General features: G+C 65.6%; 11 protein-coding genes. 7 read left to right on the top strand and 4 right to left on the bottom strand.

Going from position 1 to position 19,166, the window contains the following annotated elements; genetic code table 11:
• Window positions 1–56: 56 nt before the first annotated feature.
• Window positions 57–2,834, bottom strand: coding sequence for a bifunctional [glutamate--ammonia ligase]-adenylyl-L-tyrosine phosphorylase/[glutamate--ammonia-ligase] adenylyltransferase (glnE, locus tag CSC67_RS20110; protein WP_118996248.1), 2,778 nt, complete (start codon window positions 2,832–2,834; stop codon window positions 57–59).
• An 89-nt stretch (window positions 2,835–2,923) separates the two neighbouring features.
• On the opposite strand from glnE, the gene CSC67_RS20105 reads away from it, so the two are divergent.
• The gene (locus CSC67_RS20105; RefSeq protein WP_118996247.1) at window positions 2,924–6,808 is read left to right on the top strand and encodes a YhdP family protein; all 3,885 of its coding nucleotides are present in this window, start codon (window positions 2,924–2,926) and stop codon (window positions 6,806–6,808) included.
• A 53-nt stretch (window positions 6,809–6,861) separates the two neighbouring features.
• On the opposite strand, the gene gdhA is transcribed toward CSC67_RS20105, so the two are convergent.
• From gdhA to trxA, 3 genes are all read right to left on the bottom strand, one after another.
• Window positions 6,862–8,208 (bottom strand): NADP-specific glutamate dehydrogenase, encoded by a 1,347-nt coding sequence (gene gdhA, locus CSC67_RS20100; RefSeq protein ID WP_118996246.1) that lies wholly within the window; start codon window positions 8,206–8,208, stop codon window positions 6,862–6,864.
• Window positions 8,209–8,275: 67 nt separating this feature from the next.
• Window positions 8,276–9,532 (bottom strand): transcription termination factor Rho, encoded by a 1,257-nt coding sequence (gene rho / locus CSC67_RS20095; RefSeq protein WP_118996245.1) that lies wholly within the window; start codon window positions 9,530–9,532, stop codon window positions 8,276–8,278.
• A 75-nt stretch (window positions 9,533–9,607) separates the two neighbouring features.
• Complete coding sequence (gene trxA / locus CSC67_RS20090; protein ID WP_118996244.1) at window positions 9,608–9,934, bottom strand: thioredoxin TrxA; 327 nt, start codon at window positions 9,932–9,934, stop codon at window positions 9,608–9,610.
• A 392-nt stretch (window positions 9,935–10,326) separates the two neighbouring features.
• Here trxA and CSC67_RS20085 point away from each other — a divergent pair, with 392 nt between their 5' ends.
• The 6 genes from CSC67_RS20085 to CSC67_RS20060 are packed head-to-tail and all read left to right on the top strand — an operon-like array spanning window position 10,327 to window position 19,024.
• Window positions 10,327–12,288 (top strand): DNA topoisomerase IV subunit B, encoded by a 1,962-nt coding sequence (locus tag CSC67_RS20085; protein ID WP_118996243.1) that lies wholly within the window; start codon window positions 10,327–10,329, stop codon window positions 12,286–12,288.
• 9 nt (window positions 12,289–12,297) lie between these two features.
• Window positions 12,298–14,601 (top strand): DNA topoisomerase IV subunit A, encoded by a 2,304-nt coding sequence (gene parC / locus CSC67_RS20080; protein WP_425337675.1) that lies wholly within the window; start codon window positions 12,298–12,300, stop codon window positions 14,599–14,601.
• A gap of 30 nt (window positions 14,602–14,631) precedes the next feature.
• A complete protein-coding gene (locus CSC67_RS20075; RefSeq protein WP_118996241.1) occupies window positions 14,632–15,666 on the top strand; it encodes a CDP-6-deoxy-delta-3,4-glucoseen reductase in 1,035 nt (344 codons plus the stop codon).
• A gap of 51 nt (window positions 15,667–15,717) precedes the next feature.
• Window positions 15,718–16,971, top strand: a complete 1,254-nt coding sequence (locus tag CSC67_RS20070) for a D-amino acid dehydrogenase (protein ID WP_118996240.1) — start codon at window positions 15,718–15,720, stop codon at window positions 16,969–16,971.
• Between the two features lie 9 nt (window positions 16,972–16,980).
• Window positions 16,981–18,303: an extracellular solute-binding protein gene (locus CSC67_RS20065; protein ID WP_118996239.1), complete on the top strand. Its 1,323-nt coding sequence runs from the start codon at window positions 16,981–16,983 to the stop codon at window positions 18,301–18,303.
• A gap of 7 nt (window positions 18,304–18,310) precedes the next feature.
• Window positions 18,311–19,024 (top strand): glutathione S-transferase N-terminal domain-containing protein, encoded by a 714-nt coding sequence (locus CSC67_RS20060; RefSeq protein WP_118996238.1) that lies wholly within the window; start codon window positions 18,311–18,313, stop codon window positions 19,022–19,024.
• The last annotated feature ends 142 nt before the right edge of the window (window positions 19,025–19,166 follow it).

The raw sequence follows: 19,166 nt of genomic DNA, 5'->3' as shown, positions 1-19,166 counted from the left end.
CTCGCACGGTCCGCGCCAGCCGCGCATGCAGCCCGGCGCCTGCCGGCCCGTCGGGCTCATTCGCCGATGACGGTGTTCCAGAGCAGGCGCACGCAGGCGCGCTCGGCAGCGAGCAGGCTGGGCGAGACACGGGCTTTTTCCGCGCCCTGCAGCCGCAGCGAATGCTGCATCCTGCGGAACACCCGATAGGCATCGGACACTTCGGTGGCCAGCTGCCGCGGAATCAGGCCGTGTTCGCCGGCGAGTTTCAGAAGCGTGATGTTGCCCAGGTTGTCGACCAGCACGGGGTGCTTGCTGGAGTATGCCAATACCAGGTACTGAGTGACGAATTCGACGTCGACCATGCCGCCGCGGTCGTGCTTGAGGTCGAAGTCCAGCGAGTGGTTGGGATGGCCCGCGCTGATCTTGTCGCGCATGGCGCGCACGTCCTGCTTGAGCTGCTGCGGGTCGCGCGGGGCCAGCAGGATTTCGCGGCGCACGGCCTCGAAGCGCTCGCCCACGGTGCTGTCGCCCGCGGCGAAGCGGGCGCGGGTGATGGCCTGGTGCTCCCAGGGCCAGGCATGGTTCAACTGGTACTGCGAGAACGCTTCCACGGATACGGCCAGCACGCCGGCGTCGCCGTCCGGACGCAGGCGCAGGTCGATGTCGTAGAGGCGCCCCGAAGAAGTCATGGTGGACAGCCACGAGGCCATGCGGCGGCCCAGCTTGGCATAGAGTTCCGGCGCGTCCTCGCGCGGGTCGTCGTACAGGAACACCAGGTCCAGGTCGGAAGCGTAGCCCAGCTCTTTGCCTCCCAGCTTGCCGTAGGCGATGATGGCGAAGCGGGGCGGCGGCAAGGCGCCGCCGGTAGGGGCGCCGCGGGGCTGGACGAGGGGCCAGACGCGGTGCAGGGTTTCTTCCAGCAGCATGTCCGCCAGCCCGGAAAGCTGATCGGCCAGTTGCTCGACGGTGAGCACGCCGGCCAGATCCTGGGCCAGCAGCTGGAAGCTGAGCTGGCGCTGCAAGTCGCGCATCAGGTTCATCTGCTGCTCGACGTCGGGCTTGCCGTCGGGCAACAGCGACGCGTCCAGTTCGTCGTGCAGGCTCTTGGCGTGGGCGGCCAGATCCAGCGGCGACATCAAGGAATGCCACTCGATCAGGCTGTCCAGCAGCAAGGGGTATTGGCAGAGGTATTGCGACGCCCAGGGGCTGGCGCCCACGATGCGCGACACGCGGGCCAGGATCTCGGGATACTCGGCCAGCAGCGCCAGGTAGGCGCTGCGCTGAGCGATGTGCTCGATCAGGTTCAGCAGCCGGATGGCGGTCTGTTCGGGATCGGGCGTTTTGGCGGCGGCATCGACGAGGGCGGGCAGCAGGGCGTCCAGGCGCTTGCGGCTGTTGGCCGGCAGGCTGCGGATGCGGTGCGTGTCGAGCAGGGCCTGGATGCGCTGGTTGAGCGCGTCGGCGTGCTCGCCCAGCTGGCCGTCGACATAGTCGCTCAGGCTGCAGTCCGGCGCCGGGCCGGAGGCGGTTTCGTCCTCGTCCTCGGCCTCGCCCATGCCGGCGAGCCGGAAGGCGTTGCGGAAAGTCTGGTTGACGAAATGCCGGTGCTCGGCCAGCGCCTGTTCGAAGTCGCGGGGCGCCATGCCCATGGCGTGGGCGAGCTGCTCGCGCAGGGCGGGATCGAAGGGCAGCAGGTGAGTCTGCTCGTCTTCGCGGTATTGCAGCATGTGTTCGGTGCGCCGCAGAAAGCAGTAGGCGGCCTGCAGCTTGTCGGCAATGGCCTCGGGCATCACGCCGGCGGTCTTCTGGCGTTGCAGGGCGGCCAGCAGGCCGCGCTTCTGCAGCGAAGGCATGCGCCCGCCCCGTATCAACTGGTTCAACTGGACAATGAACTCGATTTCGCGGATGCCGCCGTCGCCCAGCTTGATGTTGTGGGTGGCGTCCACGCCGCTGCGGGCCTGGGCGCGCCGCTGCCAGTCTTCGCGGATGCGCTCGCGCAGCTGCCGCAGGGCGGCCAGCGCATCGAAGTCGAAATACTTGCGGTACACGAAGGGAACGCGCAGCGACTCGAGCTGCGCCAGTTGGGGCCGGCGGTCGCTGCCCTGGAACGCCGCGCCGGGGATCGGGCGGGCCTTGAGCCAGGCGTAGCGTTCCCATTCGCGGCCCTGGGCCACCAGATAGTGCTCCAGCGCGTCCAGGCTCCAGGCCAGCGGGCCCGAGTCGCCGTCGGGCCGCAGGCGCAGGTCGGTGCGAAACACCTGGCCGTCCGCGTCCGGCTCGGACAGCACCGGCATCATGCGCTGCACGAGGCGCCCATAGAACTCATGGTGGCTGATCTTGCGGCGTCCCGTCGTCTCGCCTTCTTCGCCATACAGCATGATCAGGTCGATGTCCGACGACACGTTCAATTCCCTGCCGCCCAGCTTGCCCATGCCGATGATCAGCATCTCCTGGGGCTGGCCGGTGCCCGGGTCCAGCGGGGCGCCATGGGTGTCGGCCAGGTCGGCTGCCACGCTCTGGTAAGCCTGGGCGATGGCCAGGTCGGCCAGATTGCTGGTGGCTTCCACCACCTCCGCCAAGGGCGCTTCGCCATTGATGTCGCGCACCATCAGGGCGTAGAACACGCGCTGGCGCAACTGGCGCAGCACCCGGCGCGCGTCGGCGGTGGGCAGGGCCGGGCCGGGCGCGGCGCCGCCGCGCAGCTCGTCGAACCAGGCGCCGATGGCCCGGTCGTCCACCGGTTGTGCGCAGGCCTGTTCCAGCCATGCCGCGAAGGCTTGATTCGAGCCGGTCTTGCGGCGCAGGGCGCCGGACCATTCCAGGGCTTTGGACAGACGGGAACTTGCGGTCATGAGTAGGGGTTGGTCGCGACGATCGGTGGATTTTCAGGTATAAGGTCTGAAAAGATACTGCATATCCCCCCGTACTGGCTACTCAACCCGTGTTTCGAATTTCCGCATTCCTTCGCGTACTGGGCCGAACGGCGCTGGTCCTGTACCTGTCGGCCGCGGTGCTGTTTCTCGTCTTCCGGCACGGAGTCCTGCCCAACATCGATCATTGGCGGCCGCGCATCCAGGCCGAACTGTCATCCGCGCTGGATACCCGCATCGAACTGGGGCGCATCGAAGCGAGCTGGAAGGGGTTGCATCCGCGCCTCGAGCTCAACGACGTGGCGGTGTTCGACGAGCGGGGACAACAGGTGCTGAGGCTGCCGGTCATCCGCACCATGCTCAGCTGGCAGGGCCTTTTTTCCGGCTTGCCGAGGTTTTCCTACATCGAGGCGTCGGGGCTGGACATCGAGGCCCGGCGCGACGCGCAGGGGCGGATATGGGTCCTGGGCAAGGAGCTCGGCCTCGATGATTCCCGCGACTCTCCCGAGCTGGGATTGGACCATCCCCTAGTGCAATGGCTGGCCCGGCAACCGCGCGTGGCCTTGCGGGACGCCGCCATCACCTGGCGGGACGAAACGCGGGACGGTGCGGCGCTCAGGCTGGACGGGGTCACCCTGGGCCTGGCGTCCGAGCCCGGGAAACACAGCCTGCTGCTGACCGCGACGCCGCCCGAGGCGCTGGGCAGGGAGTTCGAGCTGCGCGCCCGATTCGAGCATGCCGATTCCAGCCTCGCGGCCACCGATCCCATGGCCTGGGAAGGCCTGTTCTATGTACAGGTCGAAGGCATGTCGCCGGCGCAATGGCGTCCCTGGATGGACATCCCGGGCCATATGACGTCGGGCCGGGTGTCGGCGCAATGGTGGCTGGGCTTCGCCCGGTCGGCCCCCAGCCGGGTGGCGGCCCAGGTCAGGGTGCGGGACGGCGACTGGCGGCTGGGCGACCGGAGCGGCGTGCGGGCGGGGACGGTCGAGCTGTTTCTGGACGGATCCTGGCCGGCCTACGCCGGCGCCCTGGAAGCGTTCGAGGCGCTCGTGGCGCCGACGCCGCCGGGGCTAGCAGATTCGGAGGCCGCCGATCCGGCTGTCCATGATGTCCGCCCTGATCAGGACGAGGGAAACGGCGCGGCGATCGAAGAGGGCGAGCCGGTGCGCTTCTGGTTCGACGCCCAGGGCATGGTGCTGGACGCTCCCGAGGTTTTCGATCACGAGCTGGCATTCGATCACATCGAGACGCGCGGCGGCCTGCGGCGCGCCGCAGGCGGACGGCTTGCCGCGCGCTTCGACAACACACGCGTGATCAACCGGGACATGGACCTGCAGTGGCGCGGAAGCTGGAAAGAAGGCGGCTCCGGCGCGGCCGGGCTGGCCGACATCCGGGGCGTGTTCCATCGCGCCACCCTGGACGGCATCGATCTCTACATGCCGAACAGCATCAACCTGGAAGCGCGCGAGTGGCTGGTCCATGGCCTGCTGGACGGCGAGATCGAGAACGCCGCTGCGCTGCTGCAGGGCGATCTGGAGGATTTTCCTTTCGGCGACGGAACGGGCCGTTTCCGCATCGAGGGCAGTTTCCGCGACGGCGTCATCGACTATGCCCCCGGCCGCGGCGGGGACGAGAGCTGGCCCGCATTGCGCCAAGTACGGGGCCGGGTAGCGCTGGACCGCGTGGATCTGCGTCTGGTGGCCGATGAGGCCCTCGTCGCGCCCGCCGAAGGCCATGTCATCGAGCTGCGCGACGTCCGGGCGCACATTCCGGATATCGAGCGGGATTCGATGCTGAACATCGAAGGCCGGTCCAAGGCGCCCGCCCCGGCCTATCTCGCCTTGGCGCGCCACTCGCCCTTGCATCGGCTGCTCGACGGGTTTCTCGATCCGGCCCGGGCAGAGGGCGACTGGGAGGTGCCGCTGCGCCTGACCATACCGCTGCTGGACGTCGACCATACCCGGGTACGCGGCGCCGTCCGCTTCGGCGGGGGCCTGGTCGCGCTGGAGCCGCAGGCGCCGCCTTTCGAGCAAGTGCAGGGGACGCTCGAATTTTCCGAGACGGGCTTCAGCGCAGAAGGGCTGAAGGCCCGCTTCCTGGGCGGTCCGGCCGACTTCCACGGCGGCATCGGGGGCGGCCGCAAGGGCCTGCAGATGAAGGGTCGAATCGGCGCCGAGGCGCTGCGGCGGTATGTGGGCCTGAAAGGCATGCAGCGCCTGGAAGGAGCGCTGGCCTACACGGCCCAGCTGCGCCGCCAGCCGTCGGGGCGCTATGCCATGACGGCCCAGAGCGACCTGCGCGAGCTCGCCATCGATCTGCCCGCGCCTGTCGGCAAGCCGGCGGGGACGCCGGTCAGATTGGAGGTGCAGTGGACTCCCGCGCCTGCGGCCCGGCAGATGATATTGAAGGCCGCGCTCGGCCCGGCGGTGAAGGCGCAGTTCCTGCGCAGACAAGGCGCCGCGGACGGGCCCTATTTCGTTGCGGGCGCCGTGGGCACGGCTTTGCCCCAGAAGCTGCCCGATGCCGGCCTGGTGGTCGACGCGCGCCACGGCCGCATCGACGTCAACGAGTGGAACGCCATCGTCGACGAATTCTCCGCGCCCCTGCAGGACGAAGGCGGGGATGCCCGGTCATCGCAGCGCGAGATCTTCCCGCCGCTGCAGCGCCTGCGGCTGCAGGCCGACAGCATGGCGATGTACGGGCTGCAGCTCGACGCCGCCACCTTGACGGCGCAGCGAGAGCAGCCGCTCCAATGGCGCATGGACGTCGCTTCGGCGCGTACGGCGGGCACGGTGTTCTGGAACCAGGCCGACGCGACGACCACCGGCAAGGTGGACGCCCGCTTCGATCGACTGGCGCTGGGCGACGACAAGCCGAGTCCGCAGGCTCGTCCCGAACCCGAGTCTCCCGACGCCCTGCTGGAAGCGACTGAAGAAGACGGCTCCTGGGACGGAGACGTGGATGTGCCGGCGGTCGATCTCAAAGTGGACAAGCTCATCCTGTATGGCCGTTCGGTCGGCAAGCTGGCGGTGGAGGGCGTGAACGAGCAGCGCGGCCGGTTCTGGCGCTTGAACAAGCTCAGCCTGACCAGCCCTACGGCCGAACTGCGCGGCTCGGGCATCTGGCGGCTGGCGGGCGGCCAGCGCGGGCTGACGCTGGACGCCGATGCGAGCTTCAGCGACATGGGCGCCTTCCTGGACCAGATCGACATGAAGAACATGATGGAGGGCGGTCAAGGTTCGCTGAAGGGCCGGTTCGAATGGCGCAACATGCCATGGCGCTTCGATCGTTCCGACCTGAACGGGCAGTTGCGCTTTGAACTGGAGAAGGGACGGCTGAGCACGCTCAATTCGCGTTCGGCCCGCCTGCTCGAACTGTTGTCCCTGCAGTCGCTCCAGAGGCTGGCCACCTTCAGTATGAATCCCGCATCCATCTTCAAGGAAGGCTTTCCCTTCGATCGCGTGGCCGGAACGCTGCACATCCGAGACGGCGTCATGACGACCAACGACTATCGCGTGACCGGTCCGGTGGCGACCATCAGCATCGGCGGCGACGTGGACCTGAAAACCGAAAAGATCGATCTGCAGGCCATGGTGGTGCCCAAGCTAGACGTCAGCGGCGCGACGGTGGCGGCGGGCATCGCCATCAATCCCATCGTCGGCCTGGGCGCCTTCGTGACCCAGTGGCTGCTCAGCAAGCCGTTGTCCAAAGCCATGACGGCGCATTACGACGTATCGGGCGACCTGAACGCGCCGCAACTGAAGGAAGCGCCGGCGCCCGCCGAGAAGGCGGGGGACAAAACGGCTCCGGCGGGGCAGATAGAGGGCCAGGGCATCGAACTGGACGGCGAGGCCGGGAAGGGACTGCACGACGCGGTCGAACTCAATGGCCGGGCGAAGGGCTCGGTCGCGAACTCGGGGGCGGGCCGCCGCGGCGCGGCGGCGCCGGAATGAAAAACGGCGGCCGGGCCGAGGCCCGCCGCCGATTTTAGTAAGGCCAGTACGGTTCAGTACACGCCTTGCTGCAGCATGGCATCGGCCACTTTGACGAAGCCCGCGATATTGGCCCCGTTCAGGTAGTTGACCGGCTTGCCGGGAGCCTGATTGCTGTAGCGCACGCAGCTTTCGTGGATGTCGCGCATGATGGAATGCAGGCGGGTCTCGACCTCGTCGCGGGTCCAGCTGAGGCGCAGGGCGTTCTGGCTCATTTCCAGGCCCGACACGGCGACGCCGCCGGCATTGCTGGCCTTGCCCGGGGCATACAGCACGCCGGCCTGGATGAAGGCGTCGACGGCATCCAGGCTGGTCGGCATGTTGGCGCCTTCGGCCACGCAGCGCACGCCGTTCTTGATGAGGGTGAGCGCGTCTTCGAGCTCGAGCTCGTTCTGGGTGGCGCAGGGCAGGGCGACGTCGACCGGAACGTGCCAGGGACGCTTGCCGGCTTCATAGACCAGGCCTTGCTCTTGTGCAAAGGTCTCGAGGCGTTCGCGGCGGGTGTTCTTGAGTTCGATGAGGGCCGCCAGCTTGGCCGGCGTGAAGCCCGCCTTGTCGACCACGCAGCCGTGCGAGTCGGAAACGGTGACCACCTTGGCGCCCATCTGCATGCACTTTTCGATGGCGTACTGGGCCACGTTGCCCGAGCCGGACACCGACACCGTCAGGCCGTCGAGCGACTGGCGCATGTGCTTGAGCATTTCTTCGGCGAAATACACGGTGCCGTAGCCGGTGGCTTCCGGGCGGATCAGGCTGCCGCCGAAGGTGATGCCCTTGCCGGTGAAGACGCTGGAGGCCGAGTTCGAGAGCTTCTTCATCATGCCGGCCATGAAGCCGACTTCGCGGGCGCCCACGCCGATGTCGCCGGCGGGCACGTCGGTGTCGGGACCCAGGTGGCGGTAGAGCTCGATCATCAGCGCCTGGCAGAAGCGCATGACTTCAGCGTCGGACTTGCCCTTGGGATCGAAGTCGGAGCCGCCCTTGCCGCCGCCCATGGGCAGCGTGGTCAGGGCGTTCTTGAAAGTCTGCTCGAAGGCCAGGAACTTGAGGATGGAAAGATTGACCGAGGGATGGAAGCGCATGCCGCCCTTGAAGGGGCCGATGGCCGAACTGTGCTGGATGCGGAAGGCGCGATTGACTTGCACCTGGCCCTTGTCGTCCACCCACGAAACACGAAACTGGATCACTCGCTCGGGTTCCACCAGGCGCTCGAGCAGCCCCATCTCGGCATAGCGCGGGTTCTGTTCGATGAAGGGCCACAAACAGCCCATGACTTCTTTCACCGCTTGCATGAACTCGGGTTGATGCGGGTCGCGGGCCTGTACGTGGTCGAGGAATTGATTCAGAGTAGTTAGTTTCATCAAGTGGTGCTCTGTGGTGCGCGCCGAACCCGCGCGGGCCCGGCGGTGTTGTCGAAGATTGTGGTGATTATTTTTTCATCATGTCGAAAAATTCGGCATTGGTCTTGGTGGCGCGAATCTTGTCGAGGATGAATTCCATGGCGGCGACGTCGTCCATGTCGTGGATGAACTTGCGCAGCACCCAGACTTTCTGCAGCAGTTCGGGCTTGATGAGCAGCTCTTCGCGGCGGGTGCCCGATTTGTTCAGGTTGATGGCCGGGTAGACGCGCTTTTCGGCCAGACGGCGCTCGAGGTGCACCTCGGAGTTGCCCGTGCCCTTGAATTCTTCGTAGATGACTTCGTCCATGCGGCTGCCGGTTTCGATCAATGCCGTGCCGATGATGGTGAGCGAGCCGCCTTCTTCGATGTTGCGCGCCGCGCCGAAGAAGCGCTTGGGGCGCTGCAGCGCGTTGGCGTCCACGCCGCCGGTCAGCACCTTGCCCGACGCCGGCACCACGGTGTTGTAGGCGCGGGCCAGGCGGGTGATGGAGTCGAGCAGAATCACCACGTCTTTCTTGAGTTCGACCAGGCGCTTGGCTTTTTCGATGACCATTTCGGCCACCTGCACATGGCGGGTGGCGGGTTCGTCGAAGGTCGAAGCCACTACTTCACCGCGCACGGTGCGCTGCATTTCGGTGACTTCCTCGGGACGTTCGTCGACCAGCAGCACGATCATGGTTGCGTCGGGGTAGTTGGTGGTGATGGCATGGGCGATGTGCTGCATCATCACCGTCTTGCCCGACTTGGGGCTGGCGACGATCAGCGCGCGCTGGCCCTTGCCCAGCGGCGCGAAGATGTCGAGGATGCGGCCCGTGATGTTTTCTTCGCTCTTGATGTCGCGCTCGAGCGTCATGACCTCGTCCGGATGCAGCGGGGTCAGGTTCTCGAACATGATGCGGTGCTTGATGGCCTCGGGCTGCATGCCGTTGACCTTGTCCACCTTGACCAGGGCGAAATAGCGTTCGCCGTCCTTGGGCGTGCGCACCTCGCCTTCGATCGAATCCCCGGTGTGCAGGTTGAAGCGGCGTATCTGCGAGGGCGAGATGTAGATGTCGTCGGTGCTGGCCAGATACGAGGTATCGGGCGAGCGCAGGAAGCCGAAGCCGTCGGGCAGGACTTCGAGCACGCCGTCGCCGAAAATCTGCTCGCCCTGCTTGGCGCGCTTTTTCATGATGGCGAACATGATTTCCTGCTTGCGCAGGCGGCTGGCGTTGTCGATGTCCAGGCTCGATGCCATTTCGAGCAACTGCGAAACGTGCAGCGCTTTTAGTTCTGTGAGATGCATGAGAAGAAAGAAGGGGATTCGTGCAAAGTGGGTGGCGGGCCCGTGAGGGGCCCGCGCGCAAGGCGGTGATTGCGATTAAACGGATTCGTCGAGGAAGGCGGCCAATTGGGATTTGGACAATGCGCCCACCTTGGTCGCGGCGGCCTTGCCGTCCTTGAACAGCATCAGGGTGGGGATGCCGCGAACGCCGAACCGGGCCGCGGTGTCGGGGTTTTCGTCGACGTTGAGTTTCGCAATGGTAACACGGCCTTCATACTGCTTGGCGGCCTCGTCCAGCAGGGGGGCGATCATTTTGCAAGGGCCGCACCACGCAGCCCAGTAGTCGACCAGAACCGGCCCGTCGGCCTGCAATACCTCGGCCTCGAAGCTGGCATCGCTTACGTTTCGTATTAATTCGCTCATAGTGATAAGGATGGATGTGGATACTAAAACTGTGCGGATGGACAAACCGTGTAATCCTCGTCCCGGTTTGCTTTCTGATTAGGAAATGCGCGCTGGCTGGAACGGCCGGAACGTTGTTCTATTGATGGGGCGCCGGTTTTTTGTCGATTTTTCCAAGCATACCACTCTCGAGCGGGCGCTGCATATGCCCGGACGCTGGAACCAAGGCGCTTTTGCGCCTATCCAACGCCTACCGATACAAGCGAGCGAGGTCCGGCGAGTCCCTCGAGGCGGACTCGCGACGGGCCGCCTTGGCGGACCGTTTTGTACGCGCTTCTTTTCACGCTGTTGACGTCCGGCCGGGCGATGTCCGTAAAATACTGTTTTTTCATCCACCGAAATTTGGGGACAATTTGGCTACATCACGTTACGACGAAGCGTCCATCCGGGTCCTGAAAGGCCTGGAGCCCGTGCGCCAGCGGCCGGGCATGTACACCCGCACCGACAATCCCCTGCACATGCTGCAAGAGGTCATCGACAACGCGGCCGACGAGGCGCTGGCGGGGTATGGCAAGCAGATCAAGGTCACCCTGCATACCGATGGCAGCATCTCGGTCGAGGACGACGGGCGCGGCATTCCGGTCGGCCTGCATCCCGAAGAGCAGGTGCCGGTGGTGGAAATCGTCTTCACCCGCCTGCATGCGGGCGGCAAGTTCGACAAGAAAAGCGGCGGCGCCTACGCCTTTTCCGGCGGCCTGCATGGCGTCGGCGTGTCGGTGACCAACGCCTTGTCCTCGCGCCTGGAGGTCACGGTGTGGCGCGACGGCAAAGAGCATCAACTGGTGTTCGCCGGCGGCAACGTGGCCCAGCCCCTGACCGAGACCGATACGGTCGGGCGCCGCAAGAGCGGCACGCGGGTCAGGGTCTGGCCCGATCCCAAGTATTTCGACAGCGCGGCCATTCCGGCGGCCGAACTGATCCACTCGCTGCGCAGCAAGGCGGTCCTGCTGGGCGGCATCAAGGTCGTGCTCGTCACTGAAAAGACCGGCGACACCCAGCAGTGGCAGTACGAAGACGGCCTCAAGGGCTATCTCAACGAGGCCCTGGCCGACGCCGAGAAGATCGTGCCCCTGTTCGAAGGGCGCCAGTACGCCGGCGAAGACGACGAAAACTTCTCCGAAGGCGAGGGCGCGCACTGGGCGGTGGCCTGGACGACCGAGGGCAACGTGGTGCGCGAGTCCTATGTCAACCTCATCCCCACCCCCGCCGGCGGCACGCACGAGGCGGGCCTGCGCGAAGGCCTGTTCAATGCGGTCAAGTCCTTCGCCGAATTGCACGGCCTGATTCCCAAGGGGGTGCGCCTGCTGCCCGAAGACGTGTTCGCCCGCGCCAGTTTCGTCCTGTCGGCCAAGGTGCTCGACCCGCAGTTCCAGGGCCAGATCAAAGAGCGCCTGAACAGCCGCGACGCGGTGCGCCTGGTCGGCGGCTACGTCAAGAATGCGCTTGAACTGGCCATGCATGCCAATGTGGACCTGGGCAAGAAGCTGGCCGAGACCGCCATCCGGCAGGCGCAGGCGCGTGCGCGTTCGGCCCAGAAGGTCGAAAAGCGCAAGAGTTCGGGGGTGGCGGTGCTGCCCGGCAAGCTGACCGATTGCGAGTCGTCCGACGCCTCGCGCACCGAAATCTTCCTGGTCGAGGGCGACTCGGCCGGCGGTTCGGCCAAGATGGGCCGCGACAAGGAATTCCAGGCCGTGCTGCCGTTGCGCGGCAAGGTGCTCAACTCGTGGGAGGTCGAGCGCGACCGCCTGTTCGCCAACAACGAGATCCATGACATTTCCGTGGCCATCGGCGTCGACCCGCATGGGCAGGACGACAAGGTGGACCTGTCCAATCTGCGCTACGGCCGCATCTGCATCCTGTCCGATGCCGACGTCGACGGCGCCCATATCCAGGTCTTGCTGCTGACGCTGTTCTTCCGGCATTTTCCGCGCCTGGTCGAGGCCGGCAATGTCTATATCGCCCGGCCGCCGCTGTTCCGGGTCGACGTTCCGGCGCTGGGCAAGCGGCCCGTGCGCAAACTGTATTGCCTGGACCAGGGCGAACTCGATGCGGCGCTGGACAAGCTGCGCGCCGACGGCGTGCGCGAGGGCTCATGGAGCATCAGCCGCTTCAAGGGGCTGGGCGAAATGAGCGCCGAACAGTTGTGGGACACCACCATGAACCCCGACACGCGCCGCCTGATGGCCGTAAGCTGCGGCGAACTGGGCGTCGAAGCCACGGTGCGCATGTTCGACATGCTGATGGGCAAGGGCGAATCGGGCCAGCGGCGCAGCTGGCTCGAAGAAAAAGGCAACCTGGCCGACGTCGACATCTAAGAGAGCATCATGGACACTACACAAGCAGGTTTATTCGACAGCGGCGACGACGGCGACAGCCTGGTGCTGGGCTATTACGCCGAACAGGCCTATCTGGACTACGCCGTTTCGGTGGTGCGCGGCCGGGCCCTGCCCGACGTGGCCGACGGCCAGAAGCCGGTGCAGCGGCGCATCCTGTACGCCATGGACGCCATGGGGCTGGGCCCCGGCGCCAAGCCCGTCAAGTCCGCGCGCGTGGTGGGCGACGTGCTGGGCAAATACCATCCGCACGGCGACCAGGCCGCCTACGACGCCATGGTGCGCATGGCGCAAGACTTCTCCCTGCGCTATCCCCTCATCGATGGCCAGGGCAACTTCGGCTCGCGCGACGGCGACAACGCGGCGGCCATGCGTTATACCGAGGCCCGCCTGACGCCTTTTGCGCGCGTGCTGCTCGACGAGCTGGGCGAGGGAACGGTCGACTTCATCCCCAACTACGACGGCAGCCAGCAAGAGCCCCTGCTGCTGCCGGCCCGCCTGCCCGTCATGCTTCTGAACGGCGCATCGGGCATCGCGGTGGGCATGGCCACGGAAATCCCTTCGCACAATCTGCGCGAGGTAGCGTCAGCTTGCGTGGCGCTGCTCAAGAACCCCAAGCTGCCCGACGAGGCGCTGCACGAACTGGTGCCCGGGCCGGACTTCGCCGGCGGCGGGCAGATCATTTCTTCGCCCGAGGACATCGCCCATATCTACGGCAGCGGCAGGGGCTCGATCAAGGCGCGCGCGCGCTGGCGCTTCGAAGAGCTGGCGCGCGGCCAGTGGCAGCTAGTGGTGTACGAGCTGCCGCCCGGCACATCGGCCCAGAAGATCCTCGAAGAAATCGAAGATCGCACCAATCCCAAGGTCAAAGCGGGCAAGAAGAGCCTGACCGCCGACCAGCAGCAGACCAAGGCCCTGGTGCTGGGCGTGCTCGATGCGGTGCGAGACGAGTCGGGCAAAGAGGACGCCGTGCGGCTGGTGTTCGAACCCAAGACCAGCCGGGTCGATCGCGACGAATTCGTCAATCTGCTGCTGGCGCAGACCAGCATGGAAGGCAGCGTGCCGATCAACCTGGTGTGCATCGGCACCGATTCGCGCCCGGCCCAGCGTCCCCTGCGCCGCATCCTGACGGAATGGCTGGGCTTTCGCACCGAGACGGTTACGCGCCGCACGCGCCATCGCCTGGACAAAGTCACCGATCGCATCCATGTGCTTGAAGGACGCATGGTGGTCTACCTCAACGTCGACGAAGTGATCCAGACCATACGCGAGTCCGACGAGCCGCGCGCCGCCCTGATGCAGCGTTTCGATCTTTCGGAAAGGCAGGCGGAAGACATCCTGGAGATGCGCCTGCGCCAGCTGGCACGGCTCGAGGGCTTCAAGATCGAAAAAGAACTGGCCGAGCAGAAGGACCAGCAGCAGCGCCTGCAAGAACTGCTGGACAATCCCTCGTCCCTCAAGCGCATGATCATCAAGGAGATCGAGGCGGACGCCAAGCAATACGGCGACGAACGGCGCACACTGATCGAGGTGGCCGAACGGGCCGTGCTCGAGAATCGCGTGGTCGACGAGCCGGTTACCGTCATCGTGTCGCAGAAGGGCTGGCTGCGCAGCCGGCAGGGGCATGGGCACGACGCCTCGCAATTCAACTTCAAGGCCGGCGACGCCATGTACGACGCCATCGAATGCCGCAGTACGGACAATCTGGTGGCCATGTCGAACACGGGGCGGGTCTACACCGTGGCGGTATCCAGCCTGCCCTCGGCCCGCGGCGACGGCCAGCCCATCACGTCCATGATCGACCTGGAGGCGGGCGCCCGCATCGTGCAGATGGTGGCCGGCAACGAGAACCGGCGCTATCTGATCGGCACGCGGCTGGGCTACGGCTTCATCACCACGCTCAAGGACATGACCACGCGCCAGCGCGCGGGCAAGCAGTTCGTCAACCTCGAGAAGGACGACACGCTGCTCAAGCCGCTGGTGCTGGCGGACGACGATCTGCACCTGGCCCTGCTGACCGGCAAGGGCCGCTTCCTGGTGGTCGAGCTCGCCGAGCTCAAGACCTTGTCGGGCGGCGGCCGCGGCACGGTGCTGATGGGCCTCGATGCGGGCGACGGCATTGCGCAGTGGGTGGCGGCGGGTCCGGATGGTATCGTGGCCGAAGGCGTGTATCGCAACAAGCAGACCGAACAGCTGCTGGATGCGGGCGAATTGGCGCCCTATATCGGCAAGCGCGCGCGCAAGGGCAGGGCGCTGTCGCTGAAGGTCAAGCAGCCGGTGTTGCGGCGCGCTTAAAATGGCTTTTTCTATGGATGAGTGCGTAGTATGAGTTTCAAGGTCAAGGTGCTGCCCAGCGAGCACGAGTTCCAGGTTGCGCCGGGGCAGTCCGTACTGGATGGCGCCATGGAGGCGGGCATCGTGCTGCCATACAGTTGCCGCACCGGGGCGTGCTCCACCTGCAAGGGCAAGGTGGTGTCGGGCGATTACGACGCCGGGTCCAGCCCGGCGCAGATTCTTTCGCCGGAAGAACTGGCGCAGGGCTATACCCTGTTCTGCCAGGCCAAGCCCACTTCCGACCTGGTGGTCGAGGCGCACGAGATCCGCATGGCCAGCGACATACAGATCCGCAAGATGCCCGCGCGCGTCATGGGGCTGGAAGACCTGGCGCACGACGTGAAGGCCATCCAGCTGCAGTTGCCGCCTTCCGAGCCGTTTCGCTATTACGCCGGCCAGTACATCGAATTCATTCTCAAGGACGGCAGCCGCCGCAGTTATTCGATGGCCTGCGCGCCCAACGAAAAAAACCTGGTCGAGCTGCATCTGCGCCATATGCCGGGCGGGGTGTTTACCGACCACGTATTCGGGGCCGGCGAAACGCAGATGAAGCTGCGCGAGATCCTGCGTGTCGAAGGTCCGCTGGGCTCGTTCTTTCTGCGCGAAGACAGCGACAAGCCAGTTGTGTTCCTGGCCAGCGGCACGGGTTTCGCGCCCATCAAGGCCATCGTCGAACAGATGATCGCCCAGGGCACGCAGCGCCCGGCCGTGCTGTACTGGGGCGGCCGCCGGCCGCGCGATCTGTACATGCACGACAAGGCGCAGGAATGGGCGCGCACGCTGCCCGGCTTCAGCTATGTGCCGGTGGTGTCAGAGGCCCAGGCCGAAGACGGCTGGACGGGCCGCGCCGGCTTCGTGCACCAGGCCGTCATGCAGGATCTGCCCGATCTCTCGGGCCATCAGGTCTATGCCTGTGGCGCGCCCATCATGGTGGAAAGCGCCCGCCGGGACTTCACGCAGCTCTGTGGCCTGCCGGATGAAGCGTTCTTTGCCGACGCCTTCACTTCGCAGGCCGACGTGCATTAAGCACGGGCCGCGCGGTCCGCGCAGCGGCTCGACGTTTATAAGGTGAAAGCCATGAAAGTAGCGGTACTGGGAAGCGGAATCATCGGCACGGCGACGGCCTGGTGGCTGTCGCAGGCGGGGCACGACGTGGTCGTGATCGAGCGTGAGAACGGCCCGGCGCTGGAAACCAGCCGCGCCAACGGAGGCCAGATCTCGGTGTCGTATTCGGAGCCCTGGGCCAATCCGCGCATGCCATTGCGGATGCTGAAGTGGCTGCTATCGGACAAGGCGCCCATTTCGTTCCGGCCCCGGCTCGACCTGCGGCAGTGGGCCTGGGGGCTGGCTTTTCTGCGCGAGTGCTTGCCGTCCCGGCTGGCGCCGAACATACGCGCCATGGTGGCGATGTCCGAATACAGCCTGGCCACGCTCAAGCACATGCGCGCCGAGCTGGGCATCGAGTACAACCACCTCGAACGCGGCATTCTCAATTTCTACCAGGATCCGGTCGAATTCGACGCTTCGCAGGACGCCGCCGACCTGATGCGCGATTTCGGCCTCGACCGGCGCATCGTCACCGCCGACGAGGTGATTCAGATCGAGCCTGCGCTGGCGCCGGCGCGCGCCACCATCGTGGGCGGCGACTACACCGCCGAGGACGAGTCGGGCGACGTCTACCTGTTCACCACCGCGCTGGCCCGCTTGGCGGAACAGGCGGGGGTGGAGTTCCGCTTCTCGACCCAGGTGAGCCGCCTGCTGGCGGCCGGCGGCGAGGTCCGGGCCGTCGAGCTCATCGACTCGCAGGGCCTGTACCAGACGCTGCGCGCGGACGCCTACGTCGCCGCGCTGGGCAGCTGGACGCCGCAGCTGGTCAATCCTCTGGGAGTGCGCTGCCCGGTGTATCCCGCCAAAGGCTATTCGGCCACGTTCGATGTCGTCGACGCCATGGCCGCACCCACCGTCAGCCTGACCGACAGCGCCCACAAGGTGGTGTATTCGCGCCTGGGCAATCAGCTGCGCATGGCGGGGGTTGCCGAACTGGGCGGCTATTCGCGTGCCCTGAATACAACTCGTTGCGAAAATTTGAGGGAGATGGCGCGCGCCTTGTTTCCAAGCGCGCTCGATTTTGATAATGTTCGTTTCTGGTCGGGACTTCGCCCGTCCACGCCATCCAACGTCCCTTTGATCGGCCGCACGCGCATCCCCAATCTCTATCTCAATACGGGGCATGGCACCCTGGGCTGGACCATGGGCGTGGGTTCGGGCCGCGCATTGGCCGACCTGATCTCCGGCAACCGTCCGGAGCCCGAGTTTCCTTTTCTAGGTTAGGTTAGTCATATGAAAGTACATCGTCTTTTCGGCACCCGGCTCCAGCGTATGCCGAAGGCGGTGGGCGGGGCGGCCGTGGCGGCCGCCCTGGCAGCCATGTCGCCGGCCGCTGCGGCAACCGACATCACGGTGTGGCACGCCCTCAACGCCCACAATTCCACGGTTTTCGAAAAGCTCGTCAAGCAGTTCAATCGCCAAAGCGGCGATGTCAAGGTGCGGCTCGAATCTTTCAACAGCCCCGAAGTGCTGGAAAGCAAGCTGGCGCGCAGCGCCAAGGGCGCCGCGCCCAACCTGGTGCAGCTCGAAGCCAGGCGCTCGCCCGACCAGAACGACGGCCACAGCAACGTCAAGCCCTTGTATTCGCTGCTGGCCAAGCATCCGATCAAGGATGCCAAGTGGTTCATCCACCCCGAAAGCGGCTTCGCCCGCGACGACAAGAGCCGCCTGCTGGCCTTCCCCTACATGGCCGAAGTGCCGGTCATGTATTACAACATCGGCGCTTTCAAGAAAGCCGGCCTGAAGCCCGAGGTGCCCAATCGCGCCTGGAGCGAGCTGCAGGGCCAGCTCGTCGACCTGGCCAACAAGGCCACCCGCAACTGCCCCGCCACCAGCGACCAGCCGGTATCGATCAATCTGGAGAACCTGGCGGCCGTCAACAACCAGTTCTTCACCTCGAACCAGAACGGCAAGGCCAAGGGCGCGCCGTCCTTCGCCTTCGATACGGTGTATGTGCGCCATCTGTCGCTGATGATAAGCTGGGTGCGCAGCGAACTGATGGTCAAGCCCGAGTTCGACAGCAGCGCCACGCAGCGCTTCGCCAACAACGAGTGCGCCGTGCTGCTGTCCGAGTCGGGCAACCTGGGCGCCTTCCGCGAGGCGCGTTCGCTCGACTTCGGCGTGTCGGGCCTGCCGTATTACCCGCAGGTCACCAAGCAGCCGGGCAATCCTTTCGTGGACGGCGCGGCCTTCTGGCTTACCGCAGGACAAAGCGCCGACCAGGAAAAAGCCGTGGCCGAATTCCTGGCGTGGCTGACCCAGCCCGAGAACGCCGCCGCCTGGTACCAGGAAACCGGCTTCCTGCCGCTGACCGAACAGGCGTTTGCGGCCACGGGCGACAGCTACTACCGCAATCTGGGCGACTGGCGCCATCTCGTCGCGGTCTACAATCAGAAGCCCGCGGTCACCGCCAGTTCGTTCAAGATCAAGAACTATCCCAAGATCCGCGCCATGTTCCATCTGACGCTGCAACGCGCCCTCAGCGGCGAGCAGTCCGCTCCGACCGCGCTCAACACCGCGTCGGCCCAGGCAACCAGGCTGATGCGCGAAAAATAGGATCTCCATGACCGATTTGTCCGCTTTCCCGATCACCAAGAAGTGGCCCGCCCGGCATCCCGACCGCATCCAGCTGTATTCGCTGCCTACTCCCAACGGGGTCAAGGTGTCGATCATGCTCGAAGAGACCGGGCTGCCTTACGAGGCGCATCGAGTGGGTTTCGAGAACAGCGACCAGATGACGCCCGAGTTTCTGTCGCTCAATCCCAATAACAAGATTCCGGCCATCATCGACCCGGACGGCCCCGGCGGCAAGCCCTTGCCCCTGTTCGAGTCCGGCGCCATCTTGCTGTACCTGGCGGACAAATCGGGCAAGTTCATTTCGCAGGACCCGGCCGCTCGCTACGAGACCATACAGTGGCTGATGTTCCAGATGGGCGGCATCGGGCCGATGTTCGGCCAGGTGGGCTTTTTTCACAAATTCGCCGGCAAGGACTACGAGGACAAGCGTCCCCGCGATCGCTACGCGGCCGAGTCCCGGCGCCTGCTGGGCGTGCTCGAGGGCCGGCTCGAGGGGCGCGACTGGATCATGGGCGAGGACTACACCATCGCCGACATGGCCGTCTGGCCCTGGGTGCGCAACCTCGTCGGCTTCTACGAAGCGGGCGAACTCGTGGGCATCAAGGATTTTCCCAACGTGACGCGGGTGCTCGCCACTTTCGTGGCCCGGCCGGCCGTCGCCAGGGGGCTGGATATTCCTCCCAGACAGGCTTCAAACTGACCCCGGCCCGCCATTCCGCCTGGTTTGGGCAAGGTTGGGCTCGCGGCTCGCCGGCGGGGACGCCTGGCAGGCCTATGACGATATCCTGGCGCGCCAGCGCCAGACGGAGTGGGCGGCATCCTGAATCATGCGAAGCTTATGC

The organism is Pusillimonas caeni (assembly GCF_003545815.1).
Classification (GTDB): Bacteria; Pseudomonadota; Gammaproteobacteria; order Burkholderiales; family Burkholderiaceae_B; genus Pusillimonas; species Pusillimonas caeni.
The sequence above is the reverse complement of the archived record's forward strand: the minus strand, read 5'-3'. Positions and strand labels throughout refer to the sequence as shown.

What these genes read in the sequence shown, in the direction of transcription:
- glnE (WP_118996248.1), bottom strand. Translation starts at nt 2,834, where the DNA reads ATGACCGCAAGTTCCCGTCTGTCCAAAGCCCTGGAATGGTCCGGCGCC.
- gdhA (WP_118996246.1), bottom strand. Translation starts at nt 8,208, where the DNA reads ATGAAACTAACTACTCTGAATCAATTCCTCGACCACGTACAGGCCCGC.
- rho (WP_118996245.1), bottom strand. Translation starts at nt 9,532, where the DNA reads ATGCATCTCACAGAACTAAAAGCGCTGCACGTTTCGCAGTTGCTCGAA.
- trxA (WP_118996244.1), bottom strand. Translation starts at nt 9,934, where the DNA reads ATGAGCGAATTAATACGAAACGTAAGCGATGCCAGCTTCGAGGCCGAG.
- parC (WP_425337675.1), top strand. Translation starts at nt 12,298, where the DNA reads ATGGACACTACACAAGCAGGTTTATTCGACAGCGGCGACGACGGCGAC.
- CSC67_RS20075 (WP_118996241.1), top strand. Translation starts at nt 14,632, where the DNA reads ATGAGTTTCAAGGTCAAGGTGCTGCCCAGCGAGCACGAGTTCCAGGTT.
- CSC67_RS20070 (WP_118996240.1), top strand. Translation starts at nt 15,718, where the DNA reads ATGAAAGTAGCGGTACTGGGAAGCGGAATCATCGGCACGGCGACGGCC.
- CSC67_RS20065 (WP_118996239.1), top strand. Translation starts at nt 16,981, where the DNA reads ATGAAAGTACATCGTCTTTTCGGCACCCGGCTCCAGCGTATGCCGAAG.
- CSC67_RS20060 (WP_118996238.1), top strand. Translation starts at nt 18,311, where the DNA reads ATGACCGATTTGTCCGCTTTCCCGATCACCAAGAAGTGGCCCGCCCGG.